The organism is Leifsonia sp. NPDC080035 (assembly GCF_040050925.1).
Lineage (GTDB): Bacteria > Actinomycetota > Actinomycetes > Actinomycetales > Microbacteriaceae > Leifsonia.
In genome coordinates, this window is the sequence record NZ_CP157390.1 from 2,113,645 (window position 1) to 2,129,036 (window position 15,392).

The 15,392-nt window shown below is 72.0% G+C and carries 21 protein-coding genes; 10 read left to right on the plus strand and 11 right to left on the minus strand.

Going from position 1 to position 15,392, the window contains the following annotated elements:
- Positions 1 to 45 precede the first annotated feature (45 nt).
- The gene (locus tag AAME72_RS10405) at positions 46 to 918 is read left to right on the plus strand and encodes a sigma-70 family RNA polymerase sigma factor (RefSeq protein ID WP_348786491.1); all 873 of its coding nucleotides are present in this window, start codon (positions 46 to 48) and stop codon (positions 916 to 918) included.
- 27 nt (positions 919 to 945) lie between these two features.
- Here the strand turns inward: AAME72_RS10405 and AAME72_RS10410 are convergent, their stop codons facing one another.
- Entirely contained in the window at positions 946 to 1,506 is a 561-nt protein-coding gene (locus tag AAME72_RS10410; RefSeq protein WP_348786492.1) for a helix-turn-helix domain-containing protein, read from the minus strand.
- Between the two features lie 81 nt (positions 1,507 to 1,587).
- Between AAME72_RS10410 and AAME72_RS10415 the strand changes: the two genes are divergently transcribed.
- Complete coding sequence (locus tag AAME72_RS10415) at positions 1,588 to 2,433, plus strand: SDR family oxidoreductase (protein WP_348786493.1); 846 nt, start codon at positions 1,588 to 1,590, stop codon at positions 2,431 to 2,433.
- 45 nt (positions 2,434 to 2,478) lie between these two features.
- On the opposite strand, the gene AAME72_RS10420 is transcribed toward AAME72_RS10415, so the two are convergent.
- The gene (locus AAME72_RS10420) at positions 2,479 to 3,798 is read right to left on the minus strand and encodes a diguanylate cyclase (RefSeq protein WP_348786494.1); all 1,320 of its coding nucleotides are present in this window, start codon (positions 3,796 to 3,798) and stop codon (positions 2,479 to 2,481) included.
- A gap of 154 nt (positions 3,799 to 3,952) precedes the next feature.
- On the opposite strand from AAME72_RS10420, the gene AAME72_RS10425 reads away from it, so the two are divergent.
- Positions 3,953 to 4,723, plus strand: a complete 771-nt coding sequence (locus AAME72_RS10425) for an EAL domain-containing protein (protein WP_348786495.1) — start codon at positions 3,953 to 3,955, stop codon at positions 4,721 to 4,723.
- On the opposite strand, the gene AAME72_RS10430 is transcribed toward AAME72_RS10425, so the two are convergent.
- Both AAME72_RS10430 and AAME72_RS10435 read right to left on the minus strand, forming a co-directional pair.
- On the minus strand, positions 4,720 to 4,983 hold the full coding sequence (locus tag AAME72_RS10430) for a hypothetical protein (protein WP_348786496.1): 264 nt from the start codon (positions 4,981 to 4,983) through the stop codon (positions 4,720 to 4,722). The genes AAME72_RS10425 and AAME72_RS10430 overlap by 4 nt on opposite strands.
- A 72-nt stretch (positions 4,984 to 5,055) precedes the next feature.
- A complete protein-coding gene (locus AAME72_RS10435; protein ID WP_348786497.1) occupies positions 5,056 to 6,264 on the minus strand; it encodes an MFS transporter in 1,209 nt (402 codons plus the stop codon).
- A gap of 54 nt (positions 6,265 to 6,318) precedes the next feature.
- On the opposite strand from AAME72_RS10435, the gene AAME72_RS10440 reads away from it, so the two are divergent.
- The gene (locus AAME72_RS10440; RefSeq protein ID WP_348786498.1) at positions 6,319 to 6,705 is read left to right on the plus strand and encodes a MerR family transcriptional regulator; all 387 of its coding nucleotides are present in this window, start codon (positions 6,319 to 6,321) and stop codon (positions 6,703 to 6,705) included.
- Positions 6,706 to 6,804: 99 nt separating this feature from the next.
- Here the strand turns inward: AAME72_RS10440 and AAME72_RS10445 are convergent, their stop codons facing one another.
- The 5 genes from AAME72_RS10445 to AAME72_RS10465 form a co-directional block, all read right to left on the minus strand.
- Positions 6,805 to 7,188, minus strand: coding sequence for a VOC family protein (locus AAME72_RS10445; RefSeq protein WP_348786499.1), 384 nt, complete (start codon positions 7,186 to 7,188; stop codon positions 6,805 to 6,807).
- 47 nt (positions 7,189 to 7,235) lie between these two features.
- On the minus strand, positions 7,236 to 7,532 hold the full coding sequence (locus tag AAME72_RS10450; RefSeq protein ID WP_348786500.1) for a DUF2277 domain-containing protein: 297 nt from the start codon (positions 7,530 to 7,532) through the stop codon (positions 7,236 to 7,238).
- Positions 7,533 to 7,696: 164 nt separating this feature from the next.
- Positions 7,697 to 8,062, minus strand: a complete 366-nt coding sequence (locus AAME72_RS10455) for an ACT domain-containing protein (RefSeq protein WP_348786501.1) — start codon at positions 8,060 to 8,062, stop codon at positions 7,697 to 7,699.
- A gap of 33 nt (positions 8,063 to 8,095) precedes the next feature.
- On the minus strand, positions 8,096 to 8,959 hold the full coding sequence (locus AAME72_RS10460) for an NAD(P)H-hydrate dehydratase (RefSeq protein ID WP_348786502.1): 864 nt from the start codon (positions 8,957 to 8,959) through the stop codon (positions 8,096 to 8,098).
- A 7-nt stretch (positions 8,960 to 8,966) separates the two neighbouring features.
- Positions 8,967 to 9,692, minus strand: coding sequence for a histidine phosphatase family protein (locus AAME72_RS10465; protein WP_348786503.1), 726 nt, complete (start codon positions 9,690 to 9,692; stop codon positions 8,967 to 8,969).
- A 90-nt stretch (positions 9,693 to 9,782) separates the two neighbouring features.
- On the opposite strand from AAME72_RS10465, the gene AAME72_RS10470 reads away from it, so the two are divergent.
- Both AAME72_RS10470 and AAME72_RS10475 read left to right on the plus strand, forming a co-directional pair.
- Positions 9,783 to 10,595, plus strand: a complete 813-nt coding sequence (locus AAME72_RS10470; protein WP_348786504.1) for an MBL fold metallo-hydrolase — start codon at positions 9,783 to 9,785, stop codon at positions 10,593 to 10,595.
- 66 nt (positions 10,596 to 10,661) lie between these two features.
- Entirely contained in the window at positions 10,662 to 11,126 is a 465-nt protein-coding gene (locus AAME72_RS10475) for an MSMEG_6728 family protein (RefSeq protein WP_348786505.1), read from the plus strand.
- Here the strand turns inward: AAME72_RS10475 and AAME72_RS10480 are convergent.
- Positions 11,072 to 11,461, minus strand: coding sequence for an ATP-dependent DNA ligase (locus tag AAME72_RS10480; protein WP_348786506.1), 390 nt, complete (start codon positions 11,459 to 11,461; stop codon positions 11,072 to 11,074). The two genes, AAME72_RS10475 and AAME72_RS10480, sit on opposite strands and share 55 nt — an antisense overlap.
- Positions 11,462 to 11,592: 131 nt before the next feature.
- The gene (locus AAME72_RS10485; protein WP_348786507.1) at positions 11,593 to 11,739 is read right to left on the minus strand and encodes a hypothetical protein; all 147 of its coding nucleotides are present in this window, start codon (positions 11,737 to 11,739) and stop codon (positions 11,593 to 11,595) included.
- 89 nt (positions 11,740 to 11,828) lie between these two features.
- Between AAME72_RS10485 and AAME72_RS10490 the strand changes: the two genes are divergently transcribed.
- The 4 genes from AAME72_RS10490 (at position 11,829) to AAME72_RS10505 (ending at position 15,391) form a co-directional block, all read left to right on the plus strand.
- Complete coding sequence (locus tag AAME72_RS10490; protein WP_348786508.1) at positions 11,829 to 12,014, plus strand: hypothetical protein; 186 nt, start codon at positions 11,829 to 11,831, stop codon at positions 12,012 to 12,014.
- Positions 12,015 to 12,139: 125 nt separating this feature from the next.
- On the plus strand, positions 12,140 to 13,402 hold the full coding sequence (locus AAME72_RS10495; protein ID WP_348786509.1) for an extracellular solute-binding protein: 1,263 nt from the start codon (positions 12,140 to 12,142) through the stop codon (positions 13,400 to 13,402).
- 82 nt (positions 13,403 to 13,484) lie between these two features.
- Positions 13,485 to 14,438 carry a sugar ABC transporter permease gene (locus AAME72_RS10500; protein ID WP_348786510.1) on the plus strand — a complete coding sequence of 318 codons (954 nt, stop codon included), beginning with the start codon at positions 13,485 to 13,487 and terminating at the stop codon, positions 14,436 to 14,438.
- Positions 14,438 to 15,391, plus strand: a complete 954-nt coding sequence (locus AAME72_RS10505; RefSeq protein WP_348786511.1) for a carbohydrate ABC transporter permease — start codon at positions 14,438 to 14,440, stop codon at positions 15,389 to 15,391. Before AAME72_RS10500 ends, AAME72_RS10505 begins: the two co-directional genes overlap by 1 nt.
- The last annotated feature ends 1 nt before the right edge of the window (position 15,392 follow it).

The following is a 15,392-nucleotide window of genomic DNA, read 5'->3' on the forward strand; positions in this document are numbered from 1 at the left end:
GCTGCCCCGTCGACATGACGACGCATCGCAGAAGGAGAATGTGACATGACCATCGATCCGGATACCCTCGCCGCCGCCTTCGAGCTCAGGCGCCCGCGGCTGCGCGCCGTCGCGACCCGGTTGCTCGGCTCCGCCGCCGAAGCGGACGACGTGCTGCAGGACGCGTGGCTGAAGCTCGCACTGGCGGACGCCGACTCGATCGAGAACCTGGACGCATGGCTGACGACGGTCGTCTCGCGGCTGAGCCTGGACGTACTCCGCTCGGCCCGGGTCGCGAGGGCGGACCGCTGGGTCGTCGAGGCGTGGGAGGAGCGTCCGTCTGACGAGCCGGACCCCGCCTCCGTCGCCGCCGACAACGAACGCGTCGCGGTCGCGCTGATGACCGTTCTTGACCTGCTGGCCCCCGTGGAGCGTCTGGCCTTCGTGCTGCACGACGTGTTCGGGCAGCCGTTCGACGAGATCGCCGAGACCATCGGCCGATCGCCGGCCGCGACCAGACAGCTGGTCTCGCGGGCCCGGCGGCGCGTGCGCGGCACGGAGCCCGCCCCACGAGCCGACGGCAGGCGCGGGCGCGAGGTGGTGGACGCGTGGCTGCGGGCGGTGCAGGACGGCGACCTGAGCAGCCTGCTCGCGCTGCTCGACGCGGACGCGGTGCTGGATGCGGACTACGGGTCCTCGGTCGTGCGCCTGCGCGGCGCGGACGAGATCGCGGCCTCGGCGGTGACGGCCGCGCGCCTGGCCGCGCACTCCATCCCGATCCTGCTCGGCGGCCGGCCGGGTGTGGCGGCCGTCGTGCACGGCCGGGTCGCCTCGCTGATGGCCTTCGAGCTGGGCGACGACGGACGGATCGTCGGCCTCGACGTCCTGGCCGACCCCGAGCGCCTGGCCGGCCTGGACCTCTCGGCCGCCCTCGGCTGACACGCGCGCCCGCACGCGCCCGCCTGGCTACTCCTCGCGCCGCGAAGCGAGGGTCAGGCGCGCCAGGCGGGCGGTGTAGGCGTCGTCGATCGAGGCGCGGGTCAGGGCCCGGAAGAGCAGGGCGCCGAGGAGCGCGTCGGCGAGCAGTTCGGCGTCCGCACGCTCTGAGCCGCCGGCCGCTTCGAGGAGGTCGGCCAGTTGGGCGTGCGCCGGCTTCGTGAGCTGGGTGTAGAGCTTCTCCGACTCGTCGGCGTCCGCCGCCGCGGCGGCCGTCAGCGCCCGCACGAGGGCGGCGGAGTCGGGAGTCGCGAGGGCGCCGCCGAAGCGGCCGATCCACTCCGCGAGGGAGCCGATCTTCGCGGGGCCGCCCGGCCCATCCACGCCGGTGGCGCCACCCAGCACCGCGTCCGCGAACAGCGCCGCCTTGGACGGCCACCTGCGGTACACCGTCTGCCTGCCGACGCCGGCACGCTCCGCGATCGCGCTGATGGTGGCGGCGTCGTAGCCCTGCTCCCGGAGGAGCTCGCCCGCGGCCGCGAGGATGTCCGCCCGGGTGCGCTCGTTGCGCGGACGTCCTCGCTGTGGCATAGCACCGACACTACGCGACCTGATAGCGTCGGCGAATACAGAGACCCTGAGTCTCATAATTCCTCTCGGAAGGTGAAGCACATGTCGGACGAAGTCGTCGTCGTCGTCGGAGCGGGTGGGATGGGCGAGACGATCGCCCGGCGGATCGGAGCCGGCAGGCGGGTGCTGCTCGGTGACTTCAACGAAGAGCTGCTGACCCGGCTCACGGAGGCGCTCGGTGGAGACGGCTTCGCCGTGACCACGCAGCGCGTCGACGTGTCCTCCCGCGCGTCCGTCGCCGCACTGGCGGACCGCGCGGCGGAGCTCGGCCGGGTGACGACCGTGGTCCACACGGCGGGGCTCTCGCCGGTGCAGGCGCCGGTCGGCGCCATCCTGAACGTCGACCTGCTCGGCGTCGCGATCGGGCTGGACGAGTTCGCCCGCGTGATCGCGCCGGGCGGCGCTGGCGTGGTCATCGCGAGCATGGCGGGCACCATGGCGACCGGCCGGCTGCCCGCCGAGCTCGAGAGCGCCCTCGCGCTCACGCCGACGGACCAGCTCCTGTCCCTGCCGTTCCTCGCCGAGGGCGCCATCGCCGATGCCGGCGCCGCGTACGGGATCGCGAAGCGCGCGAATCAGCTCCGGGTGCAGGCCGCCAGCCTGGCGTGGGGCGAGCGGGGAGCTCGCGTCAACTCGATCAGCCCCGGCGTCATCTCGACGCCGATGGGACAGGCGGAGCTGGCCGGCGAGAGCGGGGCGATGATGCGGGGGATGATCTCGGCGTCGGGAACCGGCCGCGTCGGCACACCGACGGACATCGCGTCGGCGGCGGAGTTCCTCCTCGGCCCGAACGCGTCGTTCATCACCGGCACGGACCTGCTCGTCGACGGCGGCGTCGTCGCGGCCGTCCGCTCGGGCGCGCTGAACCTCGGAGGCGCCGCTTCCTAGCCGCTCGGTGCTGAGCAGGTCGCGCGCCCGGGCCGAGCCAGGGGGTCAGCCGACAGTCGAGACGTGGACGATCCGGTTGCCGCCCGAGTTCTTGGCCGTGTACATCGCGTGGTCGGCGCGGCGGATGAGGCCGTCGGGGTTCCAGCCCGCGCCGGTGTTCTCCGCCACGGCCAGGCCGATGCTGGCGTGGACCGCGAGCTCGGGCGGCAGCCCGGCGAACGGCTCGTCGATGGCGGTGCGGATGCGCTCGGCGACGTCGTGCGCGGACGAGGCGTCGGGGACCTCGCAGACGACGACGAACTCGTCCCCGCCGTAGCGGCTGACGAAGTCGTCCTGCCGGACCGCCTGGCGGATGCGCAGACCCACCTCGCTCAGCAGCCGGTCGCCGGCGTGGTGGCCGAAGGAGTCGTTGACGGCCTTGAAGCCGTCGAGGTCGATGAACAGCGCGGCGACAGCACCCGACGGCGTGGCGCTCGCCGGGTACTCGAGCAGCTGGGCCTCCAGGCGGCGGCGGTTGGGCAGGCCGGTGACCTCGTCGTGCATCGCGGCGTGCTCGAGCTGCTCCTGCAGCCGGAGGCTCGTCGCCGTCTGCGCTGCCTGGCCCGCGAGAGCGTCGGCGAGCGGGGCGGCCTCGTTGTCGAACTGGCGCGGGTGCAGGAAGAAGCAGACGAAGACGCCGAACAGTTCGTCGTCGTGCCGGATCGGGGCGACGAGGACCGAGTGGACGCCTGCCGCCTCGAACGCACGGGCGAGAGCGGGCGAGAACGCGCCCGCCGCGGCCACGCCGCTGAGGGTGACCACGTGGCCGGCCGCCGCGAACTGGGAGACCAGCGACGGAGTGTGGATGGCGTGCTCCAGCGGATTGGTGCCCGCGACCTGCCGGAACGTCCCGCGTTCGTCGAGAAGGAAGACCGCGGACTCCTCGGCCTGGTAGGCGCGCGCCGCCGTCCCGGCGAGGATGCCGGAGAGCTCGGTCTCGCTGTGCGCGGCCGAGAAGGCGATCGCCGCCTCGATGACGAGCTCCAGGCGGATCCTGGTTCGTTCCTGCAGCGCCCACGTGCGCGTCAACTCCGCCTCGTACTCGGCCCGGGCGGTCGCGTCCGCGATGGCGAGCAGCTCCCCGTCCGCGGTGCGGGAGCGGCTGACCAGGACGGCGCGCTGCGAGCCGTCCGCGCAGCGGAGGGCGCCGAGGTCCGAGCTGTGCGCGTCCGGCACGTCGACGATCGCGGCGGCGGGTCGGCCGAGCGCGTCCTCGCGGCCGAGCCCGGTCCAGTCCAGGAACAGCTCGTTCGCCTCGACGATGTCGCCGGCCGCATCCAGACGCACAAGAGCACAGGGGAAATCGTCTGCGGAGACAGGTCTCACGACGCACTCCTAACGCATCCTCGGGCCGCGGCACGACGCGGGTCACCCGAATCTACCCCAGAATTCCGGGAGAACACCGATCCGGGGCGCTCCGGTTGACAGACGGGCGCCGGGAGGCGATCATCACGAGGATGGACGTTCTGGGAGACGCGCGATGACGACCTGCGAGGTCGTCGCGGCCGACCTGTCCGTCGCGATCGCCGAGCAGCGCCTCCAGGTCGTCTTCCAGCCGCAGATCGACCTGGCGACGGGACGCGTCGTGGCCCTCGAGGGGCTGAGCCGCTGGACCCATCACGAGCTCGGCCCGATCCCGCCCTCCGACTTCGTCGCGCTCGCCGAGGCGACGGGGAGCATCCACGACCTGGGCCGATTCTCGCTGGCGGAGTGCTGCCGCTACGGCAGGATGTGGCACGACCGCGGCGAGGACCTCGGCATCGCCGTCAACGTGTCGCCCCTCCAGCTGGCGACCGACGCCTTCTTCGACGAACTCGAGCGCGAGCTCGCCTACTCCGGCATCCCGGCCGACGACCTCATCCTGGAGGTCACCGAGGCCGAGCTTCTGAGCGACCCCTACGTGATGGCCGCGCGCCTCGACATCGTGCGGGACTGGGGCGTCACCGTCTCCATCGACGACTTCGGCTCCGGGCACTCCTCGCTGGAGCGCGCCGCGGCACTGCGCGCGGGCGAGCTAAAGCTCGACCGCAGCCTCGTTGCAGAGGGGGACCTCGACGCGATCGCCGGCGTGGTCCGCACGGCGCACCGGAGCGGGATGCGCGTGGTCGCGGAGGGCGTCGAGACCGCCCAGCAGTTCGCGCTCGTGCGCGAGGCGGGGTGCGATCGCGCTCAGGGCTACTACATCGCCCGTCCCGCGCCGCGGTACGAGCTGGAGGACTGGCTGGCCGCGGAGAACCGGTCGGCCGTCTAAAGGTCGAAGCCGTCGAGCCCGGAGACGGAGAGGTGGTCGGACTCACCCGGGGCCGGGGCGTCGGGGATGTCCATCTTCACCCACGTCACGGGCATGCCGGGGGAGAACAGGATGTCGAGCCCGGGACCACCGCGCAGGCCGGGGATGTTGACGTAGTCGCCGCCGCTCTTGACCGCTTCGAGGATCCGGCGACGGAGGTCGTCGACGGGGTCGGGGAGGAAGTAGTCTTTGCCATCCACTGTCAGCCTGTTCACGATCATGCCTGGTGCAATCCTCCCTAGCGACGCGTAACCATCTTCGGGCACAGTACCCCAACTTCTCCCGACGCCGAATCACGGCCGCTGGCGACGGGACGTCTGGCGTGTGACGGCGAGGGTCAGGGCGAACGCGAGCAGCGCCGCCACGGCCAGCGCCGACGCCACGACCGCGAGGGTGCCGAGGCCACCGGTGCCGAGGATGGCGGCGCCGGTGGCCGAGCCCGCGGCGATCCCGACGTTCAGGATCACCACGAACAGGCTCACCGCCAGGTCGCGGAACGCGGGCGATGCCGTGCGCGCGATCCGGGCCTGGAAGACGGGAGGGAGGCCGCCGATCCCGAAGCCGAGGGCGACCGCGCCGGCGATCGCAGCGCCAGGGGACGTAGCGACGGCCAGCAGGACGGCCCCGGCGGCGATGGTGGCGACGAGGACCAGAAGCGTCCCGTCGGGGAAGCGGTCGCCGAGCGCCCCGCCCGCCACCAGGGCGACGGCGCCGGCGATGCCCGCGGCCAGCAGCACGGCGCTGGCCTGGACCGGCCGCACCCCTGCCGCGCCGAGCACCGGGACGATGAAGGCGTACACGGTCATGTATCCGGTCAGGAGCAGGGCGCCGGCGCCGAGCAGCGCGCCGACCGGGATCGCGCTGCGGTCGATGCCGCGGCGCGACCGGCCGTCGTCGCCCGGCGGGTCGAGCGCGGGCAGCCCGCGCGCGAGCGCCGCGGCCGAGAGGGCGAGCAGCACGGCCGCACCGAGGAACGCCCACTGCCATCCCCCGGCGGCGGCGAGCGCCGCGCCGATCGGGACACCGAGAACGGAGGCCAGCGTCCCGCCGCCGAGCACGATGGCCATGGCCCTGCCCAGGCGCTCCTCCGGCACCAGCCGCGGCACATATGCGAAGACGACCGACCAGGACACGGCGGCGGCGAGTGCCGAGACGATCCGGGCGGCGACGACGACGGCGAAGGACGGCACGAGCGCGACCACCAGCGTCGCGGCCGCGAAGAGCAGCAGGGACGCGGTCAGCAGAGCGCGGCGGGGGAGGCGGCGGGTCAGCCGGACCGCGGGGACCGTGCAGACCACGATCGTCACGGCCCACACCGTGACCAGCGCGCCGACCGCCGCAGCGTCCACCCCGAGCGTCGACGACATGCCGAGGATGAGTGCGGGCGGCAGCAGCTCGGTGCTGACGGAGGCGAACAGGGTGAGTCCCAGCGCGAGGAGCAGCGGCGTGCCGCCGCGGCGGCGGGCCCCGGACGATCGGAGGGTTGCGGTGGATGCGGTCATCTCCGTACCGTAAACATTGACATCGATGTGAAGGTCAAGAGGGGCGGGCACGATATGAAGATCGGCGAGCTCTCGGAGCGGGCGGGCGTCGCGCCACGCCTGCTGCGTTACTACGAGGAGCAGGGGCTGCTGGCCTCCACCCGATCCGCGAACGGCTACCGCGACTACGCGGAGGCGGACGTGGCGACCGTCGAACGCATCCGGGGGCTCCTCGGTGCGGGGATGACGACGCGGCTCATCCGGATGCTGCTCGACATGGAGGGCGTGCGGGGGACCGAGACCGCCGCGCAGTGCACGCGAACCGTCGCGGGCGAGATCGCCGACGAGCTCGCCGGAGTGGAGGACCGCATCACGTGCCTCACCCGCAGCCGGGACACGATGCGGGCCTGGCTCGCGGCGGCCGGCTACGCGGAACTCGCGACCGCGGCGCAGGCGTCGTAAGACGGGCGCCGTTCGCTCCTCCGGAGATCTCGTGCCGGAATGCCCGAGAGTCCGGAGATACGGATCCGTCACCGGCGCGCCGCTCGAGATCTCCGGAATTCACGACCCCGGCCGGTAGTCGCCGAAGCTCCACTCGCGGCCCTCCGGATCGAGCACGCGCGCCCTGCGGCCACCCCATCCCGTGTCCTCCGGCGTCAGCACCGCGGACCCGCCTGCGGCGACGGCCCGCTCGAACAGGCCGTCGACGTCGTCGGTCACGAGGCACACACCGACCCCGGTGGATGCGCCCGCGAGCTCGGGGACGCCGAACCCGGAATCGTCCTCTCCCAGCATGACCACCAGGTCCTCCCGCCCGAGCTCGGCGTGCACCAGCGTCCCGTCCTCGCCGCGCTGCTGCGCGAGAACCCGGAAGCCGACGGCCTTGAGCCAGCGGACCGCCGCCGTGGCGTCGCGGTAGCCGAAGTACACCGCGGAAGCGCTCATCGTCGCGACCTCCCGTCCGCCGCCGTCTGTTCGCCGCCCGTGTCGCGTCACGCCGAGGCGGTGCGGATCCTCACCTCGCGCTCCATGCGCTTCTCGTGCCGCTGCCGGCCCTTGACCGCCTCGGCCTCGCGGCTCTTCGGCGGCGCGTTCGTGACGAGCTGATCGAGCATCCGCCTGGTCGCCTCGGCGATCTCGTCGATCGCCTGCTCGAACGCGGCCGTGTTCGCGCGGGACGGGCGGGTCGAGCCGCTGACCTTCCGGACGAACTGGAGGGCGGCCTCCCGCACCTCGTCATCGGTCGTCGGCGGCTCGAAATTGTGAAGGCAACGGATGTTCCGGCACATGCCGCGACGATACCGCGGTCGGTGGCCGGAGGCCATGGTTGCGGGTGCCCGCGAGGTGTGAGGGGCGTGGACAGCCTTCGATCTCGGGGAGCCCGCCGTCCACGCGTGGTTCAGGACGCAGGCGGGGCGAACCGTGAGCGGGAGCCACGCATCGGCGCCGGCGATCAGCCGTCGATTCGGTGACCGGCGTTCCGGAGGAGGTCGCACGCCTCGTCCAGCCGGGCGGCCGGCACCAGGACGATGTCGCCGTCGAAGCTCGCGGCGACCCAGACCGCAATGGCACCGGCGGCGAGCGGCGCGACGATCGCGGCGAGCATCCCGGTCGCGTCCGGCGGGTGTGCCGCATCCCCGTTCCAGAGGGCGACCCAGGTGTCCTCCGCTGTGTCCGTGCGCCGCATGACGGCGCCGCCATCGGGGCCGTTGACCGTGGCGAGAACGTCGGCGTCGGCGGTGACCGGTGCGTCGGCTGCCCGCTCGAGGACGAAGCGGCCCTCGAGGATCCGTACGGTCTGGTGATCGGCGCTGGACACGCCGGCATGCTCGCACGCTCGCGGATGCGACGTCTAGTCCGTCTCCACCGCCTCCACCGCCGCCAGCTCGGCGGCGAGGCGGTCCGCGATCTCGCCGGCGAGCACGCCGAGCGGGGCGATGTGGCGGGCGAGCGTGCTGCCCGCCGCGCTGTGCAGGTAGGTCCCCCAGGCCGCCGCCTGAAGCGGCGTACAGCCGCGAGCGGCGAGGCCGGCGATCGCGCCGGCGAGGGCGTCGCCGCTTCCCGAGGTGCCGAGCACCGGGCCGCCGTCGGCGACGCGGAGCAGCCGGCCGCCGGGGTCGGCCACGAAGCCCTGGCAGGAGACGACGGCGCCGTAGCGGCGGGCGATCCGGGACGCGGCCTCGGCCGGGTCGTCGAAGTCGTGACCGAGCAGGTTCCCGGCCTCGATCGGGTTCGGGGTCAGGATGCACGGGGTGCGCGCCAGGCGCGGCTTGCCGGCGACCGCGGCCAGCGCGTACGCGTCGAGCACCAGCACGGCCTCGCGGCGCAGCAGCCGGGGGAGCCGGCGCAGCATCCCCCTGCACTCGTCGATGTCGTCGAGACCGGGGCCGAGGAGCACCGCGTCCGCCTCCGCGGCATCCGCCGCGACCGAGGGCAGCGAACGGGCGAGCACCGCGCCCGCCCGGCTCTCCCCGAGCGGGACGACACCGGATTCGGGGAACGCGACGGCGCTCGCCGCGGCGGCGCTTGCGCCGATGCCGAGGGTGAGGCGGCCGGCGCCGACGCGCAGGGCGGCCCGGCCGGCGAGCAGCGCGGCGCCGGGGGAGCGGCGGGCGCCGCCGACCACCACGAGCTGCCCGCGCGACCGTTTGGAGTCGCCCGGCTCGGGCAGTGGCCAGCCGCGCAGGAACGCGGGGTCGACCGTCTCGGCGGGCAAGGTCCGGCTACTCCGTGACACGGGCGGCTCCCGGATGCTCGGTGCTCGGGACGCCGACCTCGCCCAGGTGCTCGACGTCGGCGAACACGCCGATGCTCCAGCCGGTGCCGTCGTGCTCCAGCGTGGTGATGGACGCGTTCGCCACCGTGCGCGTGAGCAGGAACTCGTCGAGCTGCTGCTCGCTCCAGCCGAGGAGGAGGTACAGGAACAGGCTGACCACCGCGTCGTGTGTGAACAGGACCGCGGCCCCGCTCGGCGCGACCGGCAGATCGCGGAGGAACGACCGGAGCCGCAGCGCGACATCCGTCCACGCCTCGCCGCCCGGCGGCCGGTAGTAGAACTTGCCCAGCCAGCGCCTGCGCGCGGCCTCCTGCGGAAGGCGGGCGTCCACGCCCCGGGCGGTCAGCGCATCCAGGACGCCGAGCTCGCGGTCGCGCAGCCGCTCGTCGATCGCGAGGTCCGCGGTGGCGTCGCCGAGGGCCAGCCGTGCGGTGTCGATCGCGCGCAGGTACGGCGAGCAGCGGAACACCACATCGCCGCCGAGCCTCGCGAGCTCGTCCTCCAGCCGCGGGCGGAGCGCCCCGGCCTGGCGTTCACCGAGCTCCGAGAGCGGGACGTCGGCGTCGCGGGCGGGGACGGCGATCGTCTCCTCGCCCGCGGCCTCCGCGGCGGCCGCCGCCACGTTCGCGGTGCTCTCGCCGTGCCGGATCAGGATGAGCTTCCGTGCCGTCATGGCGGTGACTGTACGCCCGCCGCCCCGACACGACGATCGGGCGGATCATCGAGGGTGGAGGCCAGGCGGAGCGACGGCTACTCTGTCCTCGTGCTGAGACGAGTGGCGGAGGGCGTGCTGGTGCACGAGAGCACGTTCTGCCAGAGCAACGCAGTGGTCGTCGAGGGCCCGAGCGGCGTGCTGGTGATCGACGCCGGGGTGCACGAGGCGGAGATCACCTGCCTGGCGGGCGACCTCGCCGCAGCGGGTGAGACCGTGGCGGCGGGCTTCTCGACCCACCCGCACTGGGATCACCTGCTGTGGCATCAGGCCCTGGGCGCTCCACCCCGCTGGGCCACAGCGCTCGGCGCGACCACGGCTCACGCCCGGCTGGCCGGCGGCATCGACCGGGCGAGGTTCGGCATCCCGGAGGACGTGCCCTTCGAACTGCTCGGCGCGGTCGATGGGCTTCCCGGGGGAACCGCTGAGGTGCCGTGGGACGGCCCCCGCGTGCGCATCGTGGAGCACCGCGCGCACACCGTTGGCCACGCGGCGCTGCTCATCGAGGAACGCGGCGTGCTCGTGGCCGGGGACATGCTCTCCGACGTCTTCGTCCCGATGCTCGACCTCCGCGACGCGACGGACCCGCTCGGCGACTACCGGGAGGCGCTCGACCTGCTTGAGGGCGTCGCGGACGGTGTGGAGGCGGTGATCCCCGGGCACGGATCCGTCGGGCGAGCCAAGGACCTCCGGGCGCGGATCGCGCTCGACCGCGCGTACGTAGACGCGCTCACGGCCGACCGCGACCCGGACGACCCGCGCGTCGGCCCGACGGCGAAACCCGGCTGGGAGTTCGTCGGCGACGTGCACGCGCGCCAGGTCGGCGTGCTCGCCGATCGGCGCGCGTCCGACGGAGCCGACTGACACGCGGGCCGAGCTGCCGGCCGGCCGGCGAGTTGGCGCCCGCCCCGCCGCGCGTACGGTGACGATGTGCAGACCTTCCTGCCCTACCCGTCCTTCGCCGAGAGCGTGCGCGTGCTCGATCGCGCCCGGCTGGGCAAGCAGCGGGTGGAAGCCCTCCAGGTGCTGCGCGCGATCACTGTGCCGGGGTACGGCTGGCGGAACCATCCCGCCGCGAAGATGTGGCGCGGGTACGTCCCCGCCCTCACCGCGTACGCGTTGGCGAGCGCCGACGCATGGATCGCGCTCGGCCACGCGGACACCGTCCGCCCTCAGGTGCTCGCGTTCGCGCCCGAGGTGGAGGGAATGCGGCAGGAGAAGCTCGACCTGCCGCCGTGGATCGGCGACCCGGCGTTCCACCGCAGCCACCGATCGAACCTGATCCGGAAGGATCCCGGGTTCTACGGACCGCTGTTCCCCGGTGTCCCGGACGACCTTCCCTACATCTGGCCGACTGCGACCCGCGACTCGGACGGGACGCCTCTGATGCCTTGAGCGTCGGGGAGCGTGATGTGCGGTGCGTCCGTCGGTGCGGGGATGTTCTCCTCGCGCTCGACAACGAGTCCGCGCGAGCTGTCCGCCGAGTCGGCGAGCATCGTCAGCCAGTCCCGGTTGAGCGCGGGGGTGCGTGAGCCGTCGAAGTGGAAGCGCAGGGTGACGGCGGGGTGCAGCCAGATGCTGGTGCGACCGCCGCCCCGCTCGGCGGGGTCCCTCCAGGACATCGCGAAGCTCTGGCCGTGCCGGAGCTTGTTGACGATGACGATGTGCAGGTGCGCGAGAGTCCGGTCGTCGAACTCGATGTCGTGGTCCTCGTAGGTGAGGTATCCCATGGTGGTGCCCTCCTCGGTCAGTCCGGAAGGGGGCAAAGAATCGGTTGCCAATCGAGGCTTCACGTCAACCGGAGGGTGTCCATCCAGTGTGACCCGTTCGGGGCACAATGGCCAGCGGACGGAGGGGATTGTCAGGCGTGCAGAATCGACCGGTCGACGACGGCCGGGCCGTCCGTCGCCTCCGCGGCCGCCTCCGCCTCGGCGCGTTCGAAGTAGACGCCGATCACCTCGGGCGCCAGCTCGTGCGGCAGGACGACGGCGTAGACAGGGACATTCATCCCCTCAGCATCCCCCTGTTTCGGCCGCGCGCACCCTCTTGACGCGGGAGGCGTACGGTGTGCCGCGAGGGGGTCGGATGCGTAGGCGGTTGCTGGTCATCGACGGAGAGCGATTTGTGCCGCTCGGCGATCTGGATGAATTGAAGCGCCGGATCGTCGCCGCCGCGCATGCCGGGGGCGGGTTCGTCTCGTTCGCCACCGAGGCGAGAGCCGTCGAGCTCTTCGTCACGCGCGCCCTCTCCATCCGCGTCGAGGATCTCGACGACCCCTCCTGATCCGCGTCGTCCTTCTCTGCTCTCCGGCGGGGCCTGAGTTCTGCGCGCTCGTTTGCGACATAACCGATTATCGATTATGGTGTGAGACGCGTGCCACGGAGGCCGCGCACAGGAGAGGATCAACGATGATCGGAAGACGACGAATCATGATCGCGGTCGGCGCCCTCGCCACCGTCGGTCTCGCGCTGAGCGGCTGCGCCGCCGGTGGTTCCGACGCGGGAGGCGGCAAGACGAAGGTCAGCCTCCTCGTCAACGTCACGCCCAACCTGACCGAGGAGTGGTGGAACTCCCTCGTCGCGCCGTTCGAGAAGGCGCACCCCGACATCGACGTCGTCATCCAGAACCCGGGCGCGGAGGGCGTCGCCGCCGCCGTCCCGCGGCTGCTCGCCGCCGGTGACGCGCCGGACGTCGTCGAGTCGCTCCCGCCGACGACCACGCTCGCGCCCGAACTCCTCGACCTCTCGAAGTACGACTGGGCGTCGAAGGGCCCGCTCGCCGACCAGTACACGATCGACGGCAAGAACTACATGGCGGGCATCGGCATGCAGCTGCAGAGCCTCTGGTTCTACAACAAGGACGCGTTCGCTGCCGCGGGCATCGCCGAGACGCCCACGACCGTGGAGGAGTTCTCCGACGACCTCGCCAAGCTGAAGAAGGCCGGCTGGACGCCGATCCAGACCGGCGGCGACTGGATGTCCAGCTACGCCCTGCAGACCGTCGGCCTGCCCAGCGTGATCGCTGAGCACCCGGACTGGTACGCCAAGATGACCAAGGGCTCCCTCACGTTCAGCAAGACCTACGGCGACGCGGTCGACACCTATGCCGACTGGATCGCCAAGGGCTATGTGAACGACGACGCCCTCGGCATCAAGTACCCGGACGCCGAGCAGAACTTCCTGGCGGGCAAGTCCGCGCTCTACCCGATGGGCAGCTGGTTCGTGGCGAGCGAGGCCGCGGCCAAGGACCCGGCGAAGATCGGCGTGTTCCGCGCCCCCGCCTTCGACGGCGTCGACAAGCCGGCGATGGGCGCGAACATCGCCAGCCCCTACGTGATCATGCGGGACGCCAAGCACGTGGATGCGGCGGCGAAGCTCGTCGAGTACCTCGTCACCGACAAGGCGGCCATCCTCGACCAGCTGAAGGTCGACGGCAACTACCGGGCCGGCTACGAGTACGACATGGACGACCTCGGCAAGGAGCTGCTGAAGATCGTCGCCGACACCCCGGACGCCTCCTACACGCCGACCGGCCAGGGCTACGGCCAGCGCACCCTCCCCGACGGCTACTCGACCGAGATCAACGCCCAGACGCAGGCGCTGCTCGGCGGGACCTCGGCGGCGGACGTGAACAAGGCGATGGACGCCTGGTTCTCCGCCAACACGAAGTAGCGCGACGGCCGCGGCGGGCCTCCCGCCGCGGCCGCCGCGTCCCCGGTCCGCACCCGTCAGAGCCCTCAACGGAAGTCTTGCCATGATGATCGACAACACGGTGTCCCGTCCCGTCGGCGCTCCCGTCGCCGACGCCGAACGGCGCAGGCGCCGACGACGTGCGAGCGTCGGCGACCGGCTGGCCGGGCTGGTCATGGCGGGACCGGCGGTAATCGTCTTCATCGCCATGTTCATCGTCCCGATGATCCTGGCGTTCGTGCTCAGCCTGACCGACTGGAACGGCTACAGCCTGCGCTTCGACTTCATCGGCTTCGAGAACTACCGGTTCGCGTTCCGGAACCCGCGCACCATCGACGCGGTCGTCTACACCGGCGTGATCGCGGTGGTGGGCACCATCCTCTGCAACGGCATCGGCCTCGCCCTCGCCGCGCTGATCTCGGGCGCGGGCCGTGCGAACACGGTGCTGCGGACGATCTTCTTCTACCCGTACATCATCAGCGCGCTGATCATCGGCTTCCTCTGGTCGGCGCTGCTGTCCCCGCACGGCGCCGTGAACGGACTCCTCGGCGCGTTCGGGATCGGCCCGGTCCCGTTCCTCACCGACGTCACGTTCGCCAAGGCGACGGTGATCCTCACGATCGTGTGGGCGCACTTCGGCTTCAACATGATCCTCTACATCGCCGGCATCAAGTCGGTGCCGAGCGAGTACTACGAGGCGGCCACCGTCGACGGCGCCGGCCGCTGGCAGCAGTTCCGCAGCATCACCGTTCCGATGATCGCGCCGGTGGTGACGGTGAACCTGGTGCTCACGCTGGTCGGCCTGCTGAAGGTCTACGACGTCGTGCTCGCGCTGACCGACGGCGGGCCGGCCGGATCGACGCAGACGATCGTCTACCAGATCCTCAAGGACTCCTTCGCGCAGTCGAAGCTCGGCCTCGGCGCCGCCCAGTCCGTGGTGCTGCTGATCGTCACCGCGGCGATCGGGCTCGCCGTCACATTCGCCCGCAGGGGCGCAGAGCGGAAGGTGACCGACTGATGACGACATCCCTTCAGGACACGCCGAACCTCGGCGCGGAGGCGCTGCTCGCCGACCCGCTCGACGACCGTCGGCGTCCGTCCCGTCGTCGCCGGAGCGGCGGCCCGGCCCGGGGCGGTCGCTCGCCCCTGGCGGCGACGGTGCGCTGGATCGTGCTCGGCGCGATCTCCGTCGTCATGCTGGTGCCGCTGTACGTGCTGGTGATCAGCGCGTTCAAGCCGCAGGACGAGATCATCCGGCATCCGCTGGAGATCTCGGCGGGCTCGTTCACGTTCGAGTTCCTGTGGAACGCGATCACCAGCTCCAAGTTCAACGTGATCGCGGCCTACGGGATCACGCTGCTGTTCGTCGCGCTGGTCAACCTGTTCTGCATCCTGCTGTCGGCGCCGGTCGCGTACGTCATCGCCCGCGGCCGCAAGAAGTGGCACATGGCGCTGCTGCTCCTGTTCGTGTCCGGGCTCTTCATCCCCGGGCAGGTCACGCTGATCCCCGTCGTGTTCGTGCTGCGGGTGCTGGGGCTGATCAACACCATCCCTGGCTTCATCCTGTTCGAGACGGCGGCGACGCTGCCGGTGACGATCTTCCTGTTCAGCGCGTATCTGCGCACGGTCCCGCGCGACATCGACGAGGCCGCAGCGCTGGACGGCGCGGGCCGCATCCGGATCTTCTGGTCCTGCGTGTTCCCGATCATGCGGCCGGTGGTCGCCACGGTCGTCGTGCTCAACTCCATCGGCGTCTGGAACGACTTCGTGAGCCCGCAGATCATCCTGGGGCCCGGCTCCGGGATCTACACGGTGACGACGGGCGTCTACGCAGCGGTCGGCGAGTTCTCGACCGACTACACGGTCGTCTTCCCGACCCTGCTGCTGGCGATCGCGCCGATCGTCATCTTCTTCATCATCATGCAACGGCACATCATCGGCGGCCTGGTCGCCGGGGCGACGAAGGGCTGAG

What these genes read in the sequence shown, in the direction of transcription:
- AAME72_RS10405 (WP_348786491.1), top strand. Translation starts at nt 46, where the DNA reads ATGACCATCGATCCGGATACCCTCGCCGCCGCCTTCGAGCTCAGGCGC.
- AAME72_RS10410 (WP_348786492.1), bottom strand. Translation starts at nt 1,506, where the DNA reads ATGCCACAGCGAGGACGTCCGCGCAACGAGCGCACCCGGGCGGACATC.
- AAME72_RS10415 (WP_348786493.1), top strand. Translation starts at nt 1,588, where the DNA reads ATGTCGGACGAAGTCGTCGTCGTCGTCGGAGCGGGTGGGATGGGCGAG.
- AAME72_RS10425 (WP_348786495.1), top strand. Translation starts at nt 3,953, where the DNA reads ATGACGACCTGCGAGGTCGTCGCGGCCGACCTGTCCGTCGCGATCGCC.
- AAME72_RS10430 (WP_348786496.1), bottom strand. Translation starts at nt 4,983, where the DNA reads ATGATCGTGAACAGGCTGACAGTGGATGGCAAAGACTACTTCCTCCCC.
- AAME72_RS10435 (WP_348786497.1), bottom strand. Translation starts at nt 6,264, where the DNA reads ATGACCGCATCCACCGCAACCCTCCGATCGTCCGGGGCCCGCCGCCGC.
- AAME72_RS10440 (WP_348786498.1), top strand. Translation starts at nt 6,319, where the DNA reads ATGAAGATCGGCGAGCTCTCGGAGCGGGCGGGCGTCGCGCCACGCCTG.
- AAME72_RS10445 (WP_348786499.1), bottom strand. Translation starts at nt 7,188, where the DNA reads ATGAGCGCTTCCGCGGTGTACTTCGGCTACCGCGACGCCACGGCGGCG.
- AAME72_RS10450 (WP_348786500.1), bottom strand. Translation starts at nt 7,532, where the DNA reads ATGTGCCGGAACATCCGTTGCCTTCACAATTTCGAGCCGCCGACGACC.
- AAME72_RS10465 (WP_348786503.1), bottom strand. Translation starts at nt 9,692, where the DNA reads ATGACGGCACGGAAGCTCATCCTGATCCGGCACGGCGAGAGCACCGCG.
- AAME72_RS10480 (WP_348786506.1), bottom strand. Translation starts at nt 11,461, where the DNA reads ATGGGATACCTCACCTACGAGGACCACGACATCGAGTTCGACGACCGG.
- AAME72_RS10485 (WP_348786507.1), bottom strand. Translation starts at nt 11,739, where the DNA reads ATGAATGTCCCTGTCTACGCCGTCGTCCTGCCGCACGAGCTGGCGCCC.
- AAME72_RS10495 (WP_348786509.1), top strand. Translation starts at nt 12,140, where the DNA reads ATGATCGGAAGACGACGAATCATGATCGCGGTCGGCGCCCTCGCCACC.
- AAME72_RS10500 (WP_348786510.1), top strand. Translation starts at nt 13,485, where the DNA reads ATGATGATCGACAACACGGTGTCCCGTCCCGTCGGCGCTCCCGTCGCC.
- AAME72_RS10505 (WP_348786511.1), top strand. Translation starts at nt 14,438, where the DNA reads ATGACGACATCCCTTCAGGACACGCCGAACCTCGGCGCGGAGGCGCTG.